Below are 14,495 nucleotides of genomic sequence, written 5' to 3'. Positions count from 1 at the left end.
GCCGTCCCGTACCCGCTTTGACCACGTAGCTCGTACTTTGACGATATCGCCCGATATCTCACCACGCTCTCGGTCTACTCCCCTCCCCCTTGCGGGCAGGGCTATCGCATATGGTGAAAGAGGCTGGGCGCGCAGTCGTCCCGCGACCGTCCTTCGAGACGCCCGCCTCCGGCGGGCTCCTCAGGACGAGGCCAGTTTCGCGGCAGGATTCTCAATCCTCATGGTGAGGAGCGCCGTCTTCGGCGCGTCTCGAACCATGAGGCCCCTAACAAGGGCCGGGTCATATGCGATGGCCCTGCCCTTGCGGGGAGGGGAGCCGGCCGTCGCCGGCGGAAACACATCGGCTCCAACGCCGTGCCCTGTCGGACGAGATCGATTTGAGCTGGACGTCGGCGGCCTCAGCCAGCGAGCCCAGCCGCCTGCTGGAGCGCCTGCGACAGCGCGATGTTCAGCTGGAAGGCCGTGGCGGCTTCCTCGATGACCGCATCATGCTCGGCCATCGCCGCGCCGGCCTGCTCCAATGCGTCCCTGTAGTGATCCTTGAAGCGCGGAATATCGGCGATCTCCGTAAACTCGTAGAACGATAGCGCCGCGGGCTCCAGTTCGAGCGAGCGCGCCAGGATCTTCTTGATGATCTGGCCGCCGCTGAGATCGCCGAGATAGCGCGTATAGGCGTGCGCCAGCAGCGGATGGCCGGAGCCGGAGCCTGCCTCGTGGATAGCACGAACATAGGCGATCGCCTCGGGCAGCAACGGCAGATTGCGCGCTTCGAGCTCAGCGAGATCGGCCTTGATCGCAGCGCTGCGATGCAGCTCCAGCCGCACGATGCGGCCCGTCACTGGCGTGCCCTGATGGCGGAGCAGCTCCGCTTCGAGCGTCTCGTAGACCGGCAGCAGATTGCGCAACAACAACGCGTAGGCCTGTCGCGTACCGCGCCCCCGCAACAGCTCGGCCACGATGCCGGTCCGCTCCGCGGTGACGTGGAGCGCCTTGGTACGCTCCCGCATCGCCTGCAAAAGACTGGCCGGACGCATGCTGCGCCCGGCCATCTCGATCCGATCCAATTCGACTCTGTCCAACATGCCTCGACCTGCAGGACTTCAGCGCGGCGGCGCCAGCCCGTGTTTCACGCCCCAGTCGAACCAGTTATCGACCACGGTGCCCGACAGTAGGATACCGATGCCGCCGGTCAAGGTGCAAAGCACGGCGAACCACCAGGCCCAGCGATGGATCGACTCGGCCGTCGCATTGAAGCCCATGGTCCAGCGCCAGAACAGCGCACCACGTTCGAAGGCCGTGCCGCGATCGACGATCTGCTCGAGCTCACGCTCGCCGCCGTAGCGGCTGATCGCCAGCACCGTCGCGCCATGCATCGCGAACAGCAGCGCCGACCCGTACAGGAAGGCGATCGAGAGCATGTGGAACGGATTGTAGAACAGGTTGCCGTGGGTGATGGAGAAGTTGTTGGTCCAGTCGAGGTGCGGGAAGATGCCGAACGGCACCGCCTCGCTCCAGCTCCCCATGAAGATCGGCCGGATGAAGCCGAGCACCAGATAGAGCCAGATTGCCGACGCGAACGCCCACGACACATGCGTGCCGAGACCGAGCGCCCGCGCGCGGCGATAGGTCCGCGCCCACCACAGCAGGATCGACGTCGTCAGGAAGAAGCCGGCCATCAGCCACCAGCCGCCCTCCTGCAGCGGCGGGAAGATCTGCAGGCCGTATTCCGGCGCCGGCGGCTGCAGGGCCAGCCACGGGAACTGGCGGATGAACTCGAGCGGGCTCCAGTTCACCGACGCCAGCATGTTGAGACCGATGATCTCGATCGCAACGAAGCCCGACATCAGCGACGCGAGGCCGAGAAAGCCGAGATAGACCGGCCCGACCTGGGCATCGCCGAGCTTGCCGAACCAGTAGTTGAAGCTGCCCTTGCCGATGCGCTCCCAGACGCCGGGCTCGATCGGGATACCCGGATAGATCGCACTACGAACTTGGATCTGCGTGAAGATGTTCTGGTATTGGGCCATGACGACCTCTCCTTGAACTCATTGCGGCGGCGACCAGATCGGGACGTGGCGCCACCAGTCCCACCAGTCCGACCAGGCATTGCCTTCCGGCATCAGCCAGGCGGGACCGGAGATGACGATGCAGACGGCGCTGAAGAACACCGCCGACAGCGCCAGGAACAGACCGAGGCGATGGATGCCGAGCGTGCCGATGGAGTAGCCGAGGAGATCGCGGAACATGGTGTTTTCATGCTCCGGCGACTTCATCTCCTGGCCCTTGCCCGGGTTGGCGGCCGACAGGATCAGCGAGCCGTGCAGCGCGAGCGCGAGACACGTCGTGAAGAAGAACGTGATCGCGATCATGTGCGCAGGATTGTAGTGGAAGTTGCCGAACTGATAGCCGGTGTTCGACACCCAATCGAGGTGAGTGATGATGCCGTAGGGGAAGGCGTAGCTCCATGATCCCATCAGCACCGGCCGGATCACCTCCAGCGTAAAATAGGCGAAGATCGCAAAGCCGAAGGCGAACGGCACGTGATAGCCGATCGCGAGCTTGCGGCAGATCTCGACCTCGCGCAGCGCCCATGAGACGAAGGCGCCGAGCGCACACACCGTGATGAGCTGCCAGAAGCCGCCCTCGGTGAGGGGCGCGAACGACAGCCCATATTTGGCATCGGGCGGGTTGATGCTGATCTGCCAGAGATTCCACGTCGGTCCGAGCGCCGTGGCGTAGAGGATCAGCGCCACGCCGACAAAGGTGAAGAAGATCGTCGTCACGCCGAAGAAGCCGACGTAGAACGGTCCGACCCAGAAATCGAAGAGGTCGCCGCCGATCAACGTGCCGCCGCGGACGCGGTATTTTCGTTCAAAGCTGAGCATTGCCATCGGTCCTGCCTCCGCTGCCCGTCGCGCGATATGCTACGTGTCGTGAATTCGTTGGACGAGAGGATTTGGGAAGCGGGCGAACGGGGTCTGCCGCCGTCGCCCGTCCGCTTCCCTCTGGTCGTCGAGCTGCTAGCTGAGCTTCACCGGCGTTGCCGGATCGGAGATCGACGACGTCTTCGCTGCACGCGGCCCCTCCAGCCAGTTGAACCGGTTGGTGCTGAGCAGGATGAAGTGAATCACCAATGCCAGTCCGAACAGGAACACGCCGAGAGCCACGAGAACCCTGCGGGGATCGAACAACAACCACAAGCGCCACATAGTTTTCTCCTTTCGATCAGGTCAGGTAGGAGAGCGCGAGAGTGGCGTAGTGGGCTGCCCCATCCATCGCCGCCTTGTAGCCAGTCGGCCCGGGCAGCCAGGGACGCCACATCCAGGCGAGAATGTGGGCGACGATCGCAACCGCCGTGAAGACCACAAAGCTCGTCATGAAGATGCTATGGAATTCCCTCGCCTCCGCTTCGGTCAGCCCCGACAGAGAGCCTCCCTTGTTTGGTACGTCCACCATAGTGGTACCTCCTGGTGTTGGCCTTTCGGCCGGATGCCGTTCACCGAGATGAGCGGCGTCGAAGTGTCATCCCGTCGCCGGGATGACATCCGTGCGGCGAGCCGCACGAACTCCTTGCATATCCAGAGAGCGCACTGACCGCTCTCGAACTCAAAGTCCCATGAAGGACGAGGTCGCGCAGTTCGCGGCCTTGATCCTTGCTTCACCGACGATCGCGCCGAGCGGCGCGGGCCGGTGGCCGGTGATGATGGAGCCGATCCGGCGCAGCACGCCCTCGACCATCAGCACGGCGAAGCACATCGCGTAGACCAGGAGATAGTCGATGCGCTCGCGCGATCTCGGTGCGACGTCACGATCCATGCGTTCGTATAACGACATCGTCCTCTCCCTCTCCGCTATCCCCGCGCCTACGCGGCCTGGCCCGTTGCGAGCTGCGACCGCGCATGCGCGAGAACGTCCTCCGTCACCTTGTCGAGTCCCGCCTGGCGCGCACCGCGCTCGGCGGCGTCGCGCAGCCGCTTGGCCGCCGAGATCCGCACCAGCACCGGCTGGGTCTCGATGATCTGGTCGAGCGCGAGCTTGGCCCCGTCATCCCATGGCAGCTCACGCTCAAGCCGCGCCGGCGTCGCCGCGATCTGGTCGAGCTGGGTTGCGAGCGGCAGGATGTTGAACAGCGCATCGAACAGCGCGTTGCAGACCTCCTGCACGACGTAGGTCGCCCCCGCATAGCCCATGAACGGCGTGCCGGTGTGGCGCCGGATCACCGTGCCCGGGAACGAGGCCGGGATGTAGATCGACCGGTTGCCGGCTTCCGCCGCATACATGCGTTCGTTATAGCTGCCGAACAGCACCAGCGGCGGCCGCTCGTGGATGGCCTTGCGGATGGCGTCATTATCGGTCTTGGCGCCGGCACAGCGCGAGATCGCGAAGTGGCAAGGCAGCCCGAGCTCCATCTCCAGGAAATTGCGCAGACCGCGTGCGTAGGTCTCAGAGGCGACGATGCCGAAGCTCGCGGTGCCGAAGAAGTCCTGCGTCACCGAGCGCCAGAGGTCCCACAGCGGCTTGATCGTCGTATGCTTCTCCCGGGTGATGAACGGCTCGGGATCGAGGCCGAGCATCTCGCCCAGCGAGCGCAGGAATTTCGTCGTCGAATGCAGCCCGATCGGCGCCTGCAGATAAGGCCGCTCCAGCGTCTCGCACAGCAGGCGACCGAACTCGCGGTACATGCAGATGTTGACGTCGGCATTGACCAGCTTCGGCACGTCGGCGAGATGGCTGCCGAGCGGGAACACCATGTTGATCTCGGCGCCGATGCCTTCGACCAGGCGGCGGATCTCGGCGACATCCGACGGCATGTTGAAGGTGCCGTAGATCGGCCCGATGATGTTGACCCTGGGCTTCTCGCCGTCCGCGCGCGGCTTGCGCTCAGGAATCCGGCGTGGGCCGTATTCGCTCCACAGCCAGCTCAGCGCGCGGTTGGCGCTCTGCCACTGGTCCTCGTCGATGGTGCGCGGCAGGAAGCGCTTGATGTTGGAGCCTTCGGGCGTGACGCCGCCGCCAATCATCTCGGCGATCGAGCCGGTGACGACCACCGCCGGCAGGTCGGGATCGAGCGCGGCGCGGGCGCGCTTCATCGCCTGCTCGGTGCCCTTCTGGCCGAGCTCGTCCTCGCCTAACCCCGTCACGACGATCGGCAGCTCATGCGGCGGCAGGCCGTCGGTGTAGTGCAACACCGAGGTCACCGGCAGGTTCTCGCAGCCCACGGGGCCGTCGATGATGACCTGCAGGCCCTTGATCGCGGTGAACGCGTAGACCGCCCCCCAATAGCCGCCGGCGCGATCGTGGTCGAGGATCAGCATCACACCATCTCCTCGGACTTGCGCGCCTTGGCCTGCGCCGCGACCGCCTTGCGGTACTTGTCGCGGAAAGCAGGACGCGCGACAGGGGTGCCCTGCCACACGCCCGCGGTGTCGCCCTCACCGACACCTTCGAAGAAGTCGCGCATCTCGTCGAAGCGGGCCTTGCCTGAGATCGCCGCGTTGACGACCTGCGCCAGCGAGCCGGCTCCGGAGACGCCGAACAGCGGCCGCGCCGAAATGAGATTGGTGAAGTAGAGCGACGGGATCGCGCGCGCCTTGGCTTTCTGCACGATCGGCGTGGTGCCGATCGCAAGATCCGGCGCGAACGCATCGACCGCCGCGAGATCCTGCTCCAGCGAGGCGCGGTACTGCACGCGCACGCCGCGGCTCTCGAGCCAGGCACAGTCGGCCTCCGACCAGCGCGTGCGCGGACAGGCCGTGCCGACATAGCGCAGGTCGGCGCCGCTCTCGACCAGCAGACGCCCGACCAGCAGCTCCGATCCCTCATAGCCCGACAGCGTGATCCGGCCGCGGATCGGAGTCGCCGTAAGCGCGCCGCGGATCGCCGGCAGCACCGCGTTCTTGGCCGCATCGATCTGCGCGCGCCCGACGCCGCAGACCGCGCCAACGGCCTCCAGCCACTCCGCCGTGCCATCCCAGCCGACCGGCGCCGAGCCGATGATCGGACGGCCCGCCGCCTCGAACTCACGGATCGAGGCCGTGTAGAACGGATGGATCGCCGCCACGGCCGCGCAGTCCAACGCGCCATACAGCTCGCGCCATTCGCGCGTCGGCACCGCGGGACCCGCGGCGAGACCAAGCGGCGCCAGCATCATGCCGATGCCGACGGGATCGGCCGGAAACATCTCACCTAACAGCGCGATGGTCGGCCGATCGCCGCGCGGCACGCGTGGCGCCTGCACCGGACCCTGCTCCGCCTCGCGGCGCGCGTAGCTCAGCATCGCGCCGGCGAGCACGTCCTTGGCCTCGGCATGGGTCGGCACGCCAAACCCGGGCACGTCGATGCCGATGACGCGGACGCCGTTGATCTCCTTCGGGAGAATCTGCAGCGGCACGCCCGACGCGGTGGGCACGCAGAGATTGATGATGACGACGCAGTCGTAGTTGGCGGGGTCCGCCAGCTTGAACACGGCCTCGCGGATGTCCTCGAACAGCTTGCCGGTGACCAGCGTCTCGGAATTGAACGGGACGTAGCCGACGCTGCGCCGCGCGCCGTAGAAGTGCGATGTGAAGGTGAGGCCATAAACGCAGCAGGCCGAGCCCGACAGTACCGTCGCGGTGCGCCGCATGCGCAGGCCCACGCGCAGCGAGCCGAACGCCGGGCACATGCTCTGCGGCTGGTCGTGCGGCCCGGCCGGATAGTCGGCCGCGTAGCGCGCCAGCACCTCGCTCTTGCCGGCGGCATCGGCCGCACGCTTGAGCTCGGCCTTGCCGGCGTGGCAGCCGAGCGCCTCGGGCTGCGCCGGCAGAAGAGCTGCCGCTGCGCCGCTCTGCACGCTGATTGCCTGATGGACCACAGGATCGCTCATTGCATTACATTCCGCTCGCCGACCGATCCCATCACACGCTGTCGTAGATCACTTCGAGCGACGGCTTGGCCACTGCGGTGCTGCCGCACATGTCCTCGAGCGTCGCCTGCTCCAGCACCACGTCGCGCCCGACCTCCGAGGCCTTGAACAGCCCGAGAAGACCGTCATGCGTCAGCGGATGCGGATGCCGCGGCGGCGCCTCGGCGACGTTCTGGGCGAGGTGCTCAAACAGCGCCGCCCAGGGCGTGCCGGGGCGGCCGATGATCTGATAGCTCGCGCTCTTGCGGCGGATGTCGTCGTCGGCCGGGATCGAGGCCAGCACCGGAATGCCGGCGGCTTCCGCGAACGCCGCAGCCTCGCCGGTGCCGTCGTCCTTGTTGATGACGATGCCGGCGACGCCGACATTGCCACCGAGCTTGCGGAAATACTCGACCGCCGAGCAGACATTGTTGGCGACGTAGAGCGACTGCAGGTCGTTGGAGCCGACGATGATCACCTTCTGGCACATGTCGCGCGCGATCGGCAGGCCGAAGCCGCCGCAGACGACGTCGCCGAGGAAGTCCAGCAGCACATAGTCGAAGCCCCAATCGTGGAAGCCGAGCTTCTCGATCAGCTCGAAGCCATGGATGATGCCGCGTCCGCCGCAGCCGCGGCCGACCTCGGGCCCGCCAAGCTCCATCGCGAACACGCCGTCGCGCTTGAAGCAGACGTCGCCGATCTTGACCTCCTCGCCGGCGAGCTTCTTCTTCGACGAGGTCTCGAGGATGGTCGGGCAGGCCCGGCCGCCGAACAGCAGCGAGGTGGTGTCGCTCTTCGGATCGCAGCCGATCAGCAGCACCTTCTTGCCCTGCTGCGCCATCATGTAGGACAGGTTGGCGAGCGTGAAGCTCTTGCCGATGCCGCCCTTGCCGTAGATCGCGATGATCTGCGTGGCCTTCTTCGGCGCAGCCGTCACCGGCGCATCCGGCTCGATCGCGGCCTCGGCACGCAAGGCATCCGTCATCGCGGCAAGATTGGCGGTGATCTTGGTCGGGGCGTTCATGCGGCAGCTCTCCAGTCCAGGACCATCTTGAGACATGAGGGATCGTCGAACGCGGTCTGGTAGGCACTCTCCGCGGACAAGGCGTCGGCGTGGTGCGTGATCAGCCCGTCCAGCGACAGCCGACCGGTGTCGATGAGATTGCGCACCGCGAGCAGATCCTCGTGCGTCCATTCGGCGGCGACGCGGATCGCCGCCTCGCGCATGAAGGCCGGCGGGTAGGAGAAGGAGAGCGGCGCGCTGTAGAAGCCGGCGAGGATGATCTCGCCACGTGGCGCCAGGCGAGCAATGAGGCTGTCGAGCAGCCCGGCATCGCCGCTGGCATCGAAGATCAGCCGATAGTCGGGTCTGCTGTCCTCTGAGGGATCGATGACGCGATAGCCCGTCGCACCAACGGCGCGCTCCGGATTGCTTTCCCACACCACGGGCGGATCGCCGCCCATCGCCACGATCAGCCGCGCCAGCAGACGGCCGAGCACGCCATGGCCGACGACGCATTCGGCCTGGCCGTCACCACCGATCTGCAATGCATGATAGGCGGTGGCCGCCAGTGCCAGCAGCACGCCGCGCTGGCCCGTCGTCTCATCGATCGCAACAAGGCGCTGTGCGGGAACGTTGAGGCGCGAGGCGGCAGCACCAAACAGGCTCCTGACCTCGCCGAAGCAGCGCGCCGCGCCCGGCACGAACACGCGCTCGCCTTTGCGAAAGCCGGAGCTTGGCGCGGCGTGCGCGACGCGGCCCACCGCCTCGTAGCCCGGTACGAGCGGATAGCCCATGCCCGGGAAGGACGGCATCCGTCCCTCGTACAGCAGCCGCTCGGTGCCGGTGCTGATCGCGCTCCATTCGATGTCGACGGTCAGGCAGTCCGGGGCATCCGCCAGCTGCAGCTGTTGCAGCGACAACTCCCTCGGCCTCCCCAGTACGACGGCGATCGCGTCCATAGCCCAACTCCCCGGCGACGCCCGCTTAGTTACGGATGTGAGGTTAGTCCGACTATGGAGAGTGTCAATATATATTTACAGTTTGAGTGTCAGCTTTTCGCGACAATCACGCTGGCGATCAGCGGGATCCGGGTGCGAAGCACTCGCACCTGCGAAAAACCCGCCGCGTGGAGCAGCTCGCGCAAGCGGGCGGGGCTGCGCGGCCGCCCCTGCCCCATCGCGCGCAGATAGATCTCGAAATAGGCGCTGACGCCATCGCTGCCGCCGGCCGCCTCGCGCATCGGCTCGCCCAGCAGCAGCACGCCATCGTCAGGCAGCGCGGCGCGCAGCTTCGCGAGCAACCGCGCCACGGCCTCGTCGTCGTGATCGTGCACGACCCGAATCAGCGAGATCACGTCCGCGCCGGTCGGGAGCGCATCGTCGTAGAAGCTGCCGGCCGTGATCGTGACGCGATCGGCCAGCCCGGCCTTGGCGAGACGCTCCTGCGCGATCGCGGCGACCTCCGGCAGATCGAACAGCTTGAGCTGCAGCTGCGGCGCAGCCCGCGCGGCGGCGGTCAGGAAGCTGCCGTCGCCACCGCCGACATCGAGCAGGCAACGGTGGCCACTCAAGGGATAGGCTGCGAGGACGACGTCCGCGATCATCGGCTGCGACGCCGCCATCAGCGCCGTGTAGGGCGCGACGCTGTCGCGTGTCAGCGCATCGCCGGTCTTGTCCAGCGCATACGGCCAGTACTGCGCGAGCCGGCGCTCGCGGTCCTGTCCGCGCAGCAGCGCCACGGGATCGGTGAGATCGGCATACAGCGCGGCGTGATGTCGAACCATGGCGGCGATGCCGGGATTGCCGAGCAGCGCCGCGCCGAGCGGCCCGAGCCCGTAGCACGCACCGCGGCGCTCGAGCAGCTGAAGCGCGGACGCCGCCTCGCACAAGCTCTCCATCGCGGCCTCGGGCACCACCGCGCGCGACGCCAGCGCCGCGAGATCGCACGGCCCGGCGCGCAACGTCTCGAACAGATCGAGCTGCACGCAAGCCGCCAGCGTCTGCGAATAGACGAACCCTGCGCACAGGTCGAACAGCTCCGCCGCCCGCCTGCGCGCAATCGGCCGCGTCAACGGAAACGCCGACGCCCAGCGCTGGAACGCCGCACTCGCGAGCAGCGCGTCGCGCCAGCCGCGCCAGCGATCAATGAGGCTGATCGGGGGCGGAGTGTCGTGGCGGACGACGGTCGACACGGATCAATGCTCCAGTCGGCGGGCAATAGCGCATCGACGCGCACCACTGCCCACCCTCCCCTGGAGGACAGGGCAATCGCATGTGGCGATCGCCGTTTTGTGCTCGTCTCTCTCCACGTCGTCATGGCCGGGCTTGTCCCGGCCATCCACGTCGGCCGGCATGCTGAGAGCGACGTGGATGCCCGGGACAAGCCCGGGCATGACGGAGTAACTAACTTGCAGGATCGTTCGTCGCGACAGCCCGGAATTTCCACATGCGATTGCCCTCCCCTGAAGGGGGAGGGTCACCGCGCGCAACGCGCGCGGTGGGGTGGGGTGAGCCCGGAAACAGGTGAGGATGGGTCGAGGCAACATCAGGTTTGCCGGCACCGGCGCCCGCGAAGCCATCAGCACCACAGGCGCGGACAGTCCGTCACCCCACCCCGCCGCGCATGCCGCTGCGCGCATGCTCGGCGCCCCTCCCCCTCCAGGGGAGGGTGGGCACTGTGCGCGCGGCGCGAGCGTTGCCATTCAACGCGGCCGAAACATCACGCCGCCGACGCCGCCAGGCGGCGCGGCACCAGGCGCTTGGCTTCCTGCTCCATGAGCATGCGCAGCTCGTGCGCGTGGGCGCAGGGCGGCATGGTGCGGATGCCGTCGGCGACGAGATCGTGCAGATAGCTGACGGCGCCGGTGAGCCCATAGATCAGTACAGCGTTGGGCCGGCCATGCGCGGCGTCCTGGCCGACGGGCTTGCCCGCCTCCTCTTCATCGCTGGCGGCATCGCGGATGTCGTCGGCGACCTGATAGGCCTCGCCGATGGTCTCGCCCAGCGTGCGCCACGCCTCCGGATTCTCATGCCCCGCTGCAGCGGCGCCCGACACAGTGGCCGCCGCAAACAGCGCGCCCGTCTTGGAGCGGTGATAGCGCGACAGGTCGATCTGCGGCTCGCACTCCCAGGCTTGCCCGGCCGAGATGCCATGCGGCACGCCGACGGCATCGCCGATGGTCGCGATCAGCTGCGCCAGCCGCAGCGGCGAGCAGCGCGACTTGGCGAGCGTCTGGAATGCGAGCACGATCAGCGCATCGCCCGCGAGCACCGCGAGCGGCTCGCCGAACGCGGCATGCACCGAGGGCCGCCCGCGTCGCAGCGCCGCGTTGTCGAAGCACGGCAGATCGTCATGCACCAGCGAGGCGCAGTGCAGCAGCTCGATCGCGGATCCCGCCGCATCGGTCGCGGCCGGCTCGTCGTCGCCGCAGGCGCTGGCCACCGCATGACAGAGCCGCGGACGAACCCGCGCCCCCTTGGGAAACACCGCGGCCTGCATGGCGGCCGAGAGGCGCGGCGGGCATCCGGGCCGGTCGGCCAGGGCGACCGCTGTGACGAGGGATTTCTCGATCCGGGCCATCACGTCCATGCCAGCCTCCCCTGCCGCGAGGCCCATGCCGGTCCTCGCCTATGTAAATTTCAACTTACACCCATACTGTAAATCATGCTAGACATTTCCTGCGTCAGGCCGAGCGGACAGGAGCACAAGCGATGGCCGATCACCGCGTGATCGTGGTTGGCGCCGGCATCGCCGGCCTCAGCGCCGCGCTCACCCTCGCCGCGCGTGGCGCCGAGGTGACCGTGATCGAGCGCGCCGCCGCGCCTGGCGGCAAGATGCGCCAGATCGCGATCGGCCCTGCCCGGATCGACTCCGGCCCCACCGTGTTCACGATGCGCTGGGTGTTCGACGAGCTGTTTGCGGAGCTCGGCACGGCGCTCGAGGATCATCTCACGTTGACGCCGCTCGACATCCTCGCGCGCCACGCCTGGACCGACCGCAGCCGGCTCGATCTGTTCGCCGATGAGGAGCGATCGGCCGATGCCATCGGCCATTTCGCCGGGCGCAGCGAGGCCGAGGGCTATCGCGCGTTCTGCCGCGATGCTCGCCGCATCTTCGAGGTGCTCAGGGATCCCTTCATCCGCACCCCGGCGCCGAGCATGACGCATCTGCTGCGCAATGCCGGCTTCCGCGATCTCACGGCGATCCGTCCGTTCCAGACGCTGTGGAAGGCGCTCGGGGGCTATTTCCGCGATGCCCGACTGCAGCAGTTGTTCGGCCGCTACGCGACCTATTGCGGCTCGTCGCCCTTCCATGCGCCGGCGACGCTGATGCTGGTCGCCCATGTCGAGCAGGCCGGCGTCTGGCTGATCGACGGCGGCATGCATGAGCTCGCCGCGTGCCTCGCGGCGCTGGCGCGGCGCCACGGCGTCAGCATCCGCTATGACGCCGAGGTCGCCGGCATCGTTACGAGCGCCAGTCGCGCCGCGGGCGTACGGCTCGCGACCGGTGAGCAGATCACCGCCGACGCGGTGATTGCGACGGCCGATGTCGCCGCGCTGGCGCAGGGGCTGTTTGGCGCGGACGCCGCGCGCGCGCTGCCGGCGATCCCGCAGTCCGCGCGCTCGCTCTCGGCGATGACCTGGAGCTGCCTCGCGCGGGCCGACGGCTTTCCGCTGGTGCGGCACAACGTGTTCTTCTCGCGCGACTACCGCGCCGAGTTCGATCAGCTGATCGACCGCCGCGCGATGCCGGCCGAGCCCACCGTCTATGTCTGCGCGCAGGATCGCGACGACCAGCCGCGCGAGGCCGGCGGCAACGAGCCGCTGTTCGTCCTGATCAACGCGCCCGCGTCAGGTGATCATCATCGCTTCGCTCCCTCGGAGATCAGCCAATGTGCCCGCCAGACCTTCGACCTGTTGCAGCGCTGCGGCCTCAGCATCGCGACGACGCCGGAATTGACCCGGGTGACAACGCCGACGGACTTCAACCGGATGTTTCCTGGCACGGGGGGCGCGCTGTACGGCCGCAGCTCGCACGGCTGGATGGCATCGTTCCAGCGGCCGGGCGCGCCGACCAGGCTGCCGGGGCTCTACGTGGCGGGGGGCAGCGCGCATCCGGGACCGGGCGTGCCGATGGCGGCGCTGTCGGGCCGGATGGCCGCTGCACGGGCGACCGCGGACCTCGCTTCGACCGCATTGTCCCGGACCACGGCTATGCGTGGTGGTATGTCGACGCGCTGAGCGATGACGGCCGCTTCGGCATGACGCTCATCGCCTTCGTCGGCAGCGTGTTCTCGCCGTACTACGCGTGGGCGCGGCGGCGGGGAGCGGCTGATCCCGAAAATCACTGTGCGCTCAACGTTGCGCTCTATGGCGCGCGCGCGCGGCGCTGGGCCATGACCGAGCGCGGACGCGGCGCAATCACGCGCGAGCCTGCGAGCCTCGGGCTCGGTCCGAGCAGCCTCGCCTGGAACGGCCGCGAGCTCACCATCGAGATCAGCGAGGTCAGCGTGCCCTGGCCGCTGCCGCTGCGCGGTCGCGTCCGCGTCGTGCCGACGGCGCTGAACGAGATCGCGTTCACGCTCGATGCCGAGGGACGCCACCGCTGGCAGCCGATCGCGCCATGCTGCCGCGTGTCGGTCGATTTCGATCATCCGGATCTGCACTGGCGCGGCGACGGCTATTTCGACATCAACCATGGCGACGCGCCGCTGGAGCGCGACTTCCAGAGCTGGCAATGGTCGCGCGCGGCGACGCGCACCGGCACCGTGATCTCCTATGACACGGTCGCGCGCGACGGCGCCAATACGTCGCTCGCGCTGCACGTCGACCCCGCGGGCCGTCTGGAATCGATCACGCCGCTCACGGAGGCGCCTTTGCGCAAGACGCTGTGGCGCGTCGACCGCAGCGCCCGCGCCGACGCCGACGCACCGGTGCGCGTCGTGAGCACGCTGGAGGACGCCCCGTTCTACGCGCGCTCCCATCTCGCCGCCCGTCTGCACGGCGAGGATGTCGCGGTGATGCATGAGAGCCTGTCGCTCGACCGCTTCCAGATGCCGATCGTGCAGGCCATGCTGCCGTTCCGGATGCCGCGGTGGTGAGGGCTGGAGAGGACGAGGTTGATCAAGAGGCCGATAAGAACGCAAACGCTTCGCCCCAGGGCGTGTGCTTTCGCGACAAACCAACAGGTGTCGTCCCGGACAAGCTGTGACGCGCCCCAGCGCGTCACAGCGCCGATCCGGGATCCATACGCCGCGGCCTTAATGATGGGCAAAATGCCAATAGCCAGCCTGCCTCAAACCGCTCCCTGGGGGTATGGGTCCCGGCGTTCGCCGGGACGACGACTGAGAACATGGCGCCGACTTCCGATAAAAATAAATCTCTTGCGATTTTTCGTGAATCATGATTATCTCCGCGCATCCCGCCTCACTACAGAGGGGCGTAGCGCGCGATCGTCACGACACGCGAGGTGGGGATGCGATGGCCGCGATTTTGCCGCAGCGTGTCTTCGGATGCGCGGACGAACGGCAGCTTGCGGACGTGAAATCGCAGCGTCCTGATACCCCGACGCTGGTATCAAGCCGCGATGGCGCTGATGTGCCGCGTGGTG

14 protein-coding genes are annotated in these 14,495 nt (G+C 67.5%); 2 read left to right on the top strand and 12 right to left on the bottom strand.

Annotated elements, in window-relative coordinates; all coding sequences use genetic code 11:
- Positions 1-398 precede the first annotated feature (398 nt).
- The 12 genes from QX010_RS30225 to QX010_RS30170 form a co-directional block, all read right to left on the bottom strand.
- Positions 399-1,082, bottom strand: coding sequence for a biliverdin-producing heme oxygenase (locus tag QX010_RS30225; RefSeq protein WP_316183304.1), 684 nt, complete (start codon positions 1,080-1,082; stop codon positions 399-401).
- A gap of 18 nt (positions 1,083-1,100) precedes the next feature.
- Positions 1,101-2,027, bottom strand: coding sequence for a photosynthetic reaction center subunit M (gene pufM, locus QX010_RS30220; protein WP_315803447.1), 927 nt, complete (start codon positions 2,025-2,027; stop codon positions 1,101-1,103).
- An 18-nt stretch (positions 2,028-2,045) separates the two neighbouring features.
- Positions 2,046-2,891, bottom strand: coding sequence for a photosynthetic reaction center subunit L (gene pufL / locus QX010_RS30215; RefSeq protein ID WP_315803446.1), 846 nt, complete (start codon positions 2,889-2,891; stop codon positions 2,046-2,048).
- Between the two features lie 129 nt (positions 2,892-3,020).
- A complete protein-coding gene (gene pufA, locus QX010_RS30210; RefSeq protein ID WP_315803445.1) occupies positions 3,021-3,209 on the bottom strand; it encodes a light-harvesting antenna LH1, alpha subunit in 189 nt (62 codons plus the stop codon).
- 16 nt (positions 3,210-3,225) lie between these two features.
- Positions 3,226-3,456, bottom strand: a complete 231-nt coding sequence (gene pufB, locus QX010_RS30205; RefSeq protein ID WP_315803444.1) for a light-harvesting antenna LH1, beta subunit — start codon at positions 3,454-3,456, stop codon at positions 3,226-3,228.
- Between the two features lie 150 nt (positions 3,457-3,606).
- On the bottom strand, positions 3,607-3,834 hold the full coding sequence (locus QX010_RS30200; protein WP_315803443.1) for a hypothetical protein: 228 nt from the start codon (positions 3,832-3,834) through the stop codon (positions 3,607-3,609).
- Positions 3,835-3,863: 29 nt separating this feature from the next.
- Positions 3,864-5,315, bottom strand: coding sequence for a chlorophyllide a reductase subunit Z (gene bchZ, locus QX010_RS30195; RefSeq protein WP_316183303.1), 1,452 nt, complete (start codon positions 5,313-5,315; stop codon positions 3,864-3,866).
- A complete protein-coding gene (bchY, locus tag QX010_RS30190) occupies positions 5,315-6,865 on the bottom strand; it encodes a chlorophyllide a reductase subunit Y (RefSeq protein ID WP_316183302.1) in 1,551 nt (516 codons plus the stop codon). The genes bchZ and bchY overlap by 1 nt, the downstream gene beginning before the upstream one ends.
- A gap of 31 nt (positions 6,866-6,896) precedes the next feature.
- Positions 6,897-7,907, bottom strand: coding sequence for a chlorophyllide a reductase iron protein subunit X (locus tag QX010_RS30185; RefSeq protein ID WP_315803440.1), 1,011 nt, complete (start codon positions 7,905-7,907; stop codon positions 6,897-6,899).
- On the bottom strand, positions 7,904-8,845 hold the full coding sequence (gene bchC, locus QX010_RS30180) for a chlorophyll synthesis pathway protein BchC (RefSeq protein WP_316183301.1): 942 nt from the start codon (positions 8,843-8,845) through the stop codon (positions 7,904-7,906). The genes QX010_RS30185 and bchC overlap by 4 nt, the downstream gene beginning before the upstream one ends.
- 89 nt (positions 8,846-8,934) lie before the next feature.
- Positions 8,935-10,077 (bottom strand): methyltransferase, encoded by a 1,143-nt coding sequence (locus QX010_RS30175; protein WP_316183300.1) that lies wholly within the window; start codon positions 10,075-10,077, stop codon positions 8,935-8,937.
- Between the two features lie 527 nt (positions 10,078-10,604).
- Positions 10,605-11,474: a polyprenyl synthetase family protein gene (locus QX010_RS30170; protein WP_315803437.1), complete on the bottom strand. Its 870-nt coding sequence runs from the start codon at positions 11,472-11,474 to the stop codon at positions 10,605-10,607.
- A gap of 122 nt (positions 11,475-11,596) precedes the next feature.
- Here QX010_RS30170 and crtD point away from each other — a divergent pair, with 122 nt between their 5' ends.
- Both crtD and QX010_RS30160 read left to right on the top strand, forming a co-directional pair.
- A complete protein-coding gene (crtD, locus tag QX010_RS30165) occupies positions 11,597-13,126 on the top strand; it encodes a 1-hydroxycarotenoid 3,4-desaturase CrtD (protein WP_316183299.1) in 1,530 nt (509 codons plus the stop codon).
- Between the two features lie 20 nt (positions 13,127-13,146).
- Positions 13,147-13,986: a hydratase gene (locus tag QX010_RS30160; RefSeq protein WP_316183298.1), complete on the top strand. Its 840-nt coding sequence runs from the start codon at positions 13,147-13,149 to the stop codon at positions 13,984-13,986.
- Positions 13,987-14,495 lie beyond the last annotated feature (509 nt).

The organism is Bradyrhizobium sp. SZCCHNRI1009 (genome assembly GCF_032487575.1).
GTDB lineage: Bacteria > Pseudomonadota > Alphaproteobacteria > Rhizobiales > Xanthobacteraceae > Bradyrhizobium.
This window is presented reverse-complemented; position numbering and strand designations above follow the sequence as displayed.

Bases quoted from the DNA above. Each gene is read 5' to 3' on its own strand.
- crtD (WP_316183299.1), top strand. From the start codon at position 11,597: ATGGCCGATCACCGCGTGATCGTGGTTGGCGCCGGCATCGCCGGCCTC.
- QX010_RS30225 (WP_316183304.1), bottom strand. From the start codon at position 1,082: ATGTTGGACAGAGTCGAATTGGATCGGATCGAGATGGCCGGGCGCAGC.
- bchC (WP_316183301.1), bottom strand. From the start codon at position 8,845: ATGGACGCGATCGCCGTCGTACTGGGGAGGCCGAGGGAGTTGTCGCTG.
- bchZ (WP_316183303.1), bottom strand. From the start codon at position 5,315: ATGCTGATCCTCGACCACGATCGCGCCGGCGGCTATTGGGGGGCGGTC.
- QX010_RS30200 (WP_315803443.1), bottom strand. From the start codon at position 3,834: ATGTCGTTATACGAACGCATGGATCGTGACGTCGCACCGAGATCGCGC.
- pufL (WP_315803446.1), bottom strand. From the start codon at position 2,891: ATGGCAATGCTCAGCTTTGAACGAAAATACCGCGTCCGCGGCGGCACG.
- QX010_RS30160 (WP_316183298.1), top strand. From the start codon at position 13,147: ATGACGCTCATCGCCTTCGTCGGCAGCGTGTTCTCGCCGTACTACGCG.
- QX010_RS30185 (WP_315803440.1), bottom strand. From the start codon at position 7,907: ATGAACGCCCCGACCAAGATCACCGCCAATCTTGCCGCGATGACGGAT.
- pufM (WP_315803447.1), bottom strand. From the start codon at position 2,027: ATGGCCCAATACCAGAACATCTTCACGCAGATCCAAGTTCGTAGTGCG.
- pufB (WP_315803444.1), bottom strand. From the start codon at position 3,456: ATGGTGGACGTACCAAACAAGGGAGGCTCTCTGTCGGGGCTGACCGAA.
- bchY (WP_316183302.1), bottom strand. From the start codon at position 6,865: ATGAGCGATCCTGTGGTCCATCAGGCAATCAGCGTGCAGAGCGGCGCA.
- pufA (WP_315803445.1), bottom strand. From the start codon at position 3,209: ATGTGGCGCTTGTGGTTGTTGTTCGATCCCCGCAGGGTTCTCGTGGCT.
- QX010_RS30170 (WP_315803437.1), bottom strand. From the start codon at position 11,474: ATGGACGTGATGGCCCGGATCGAGAAATCCCTCGTCACAGCGGTCGCC.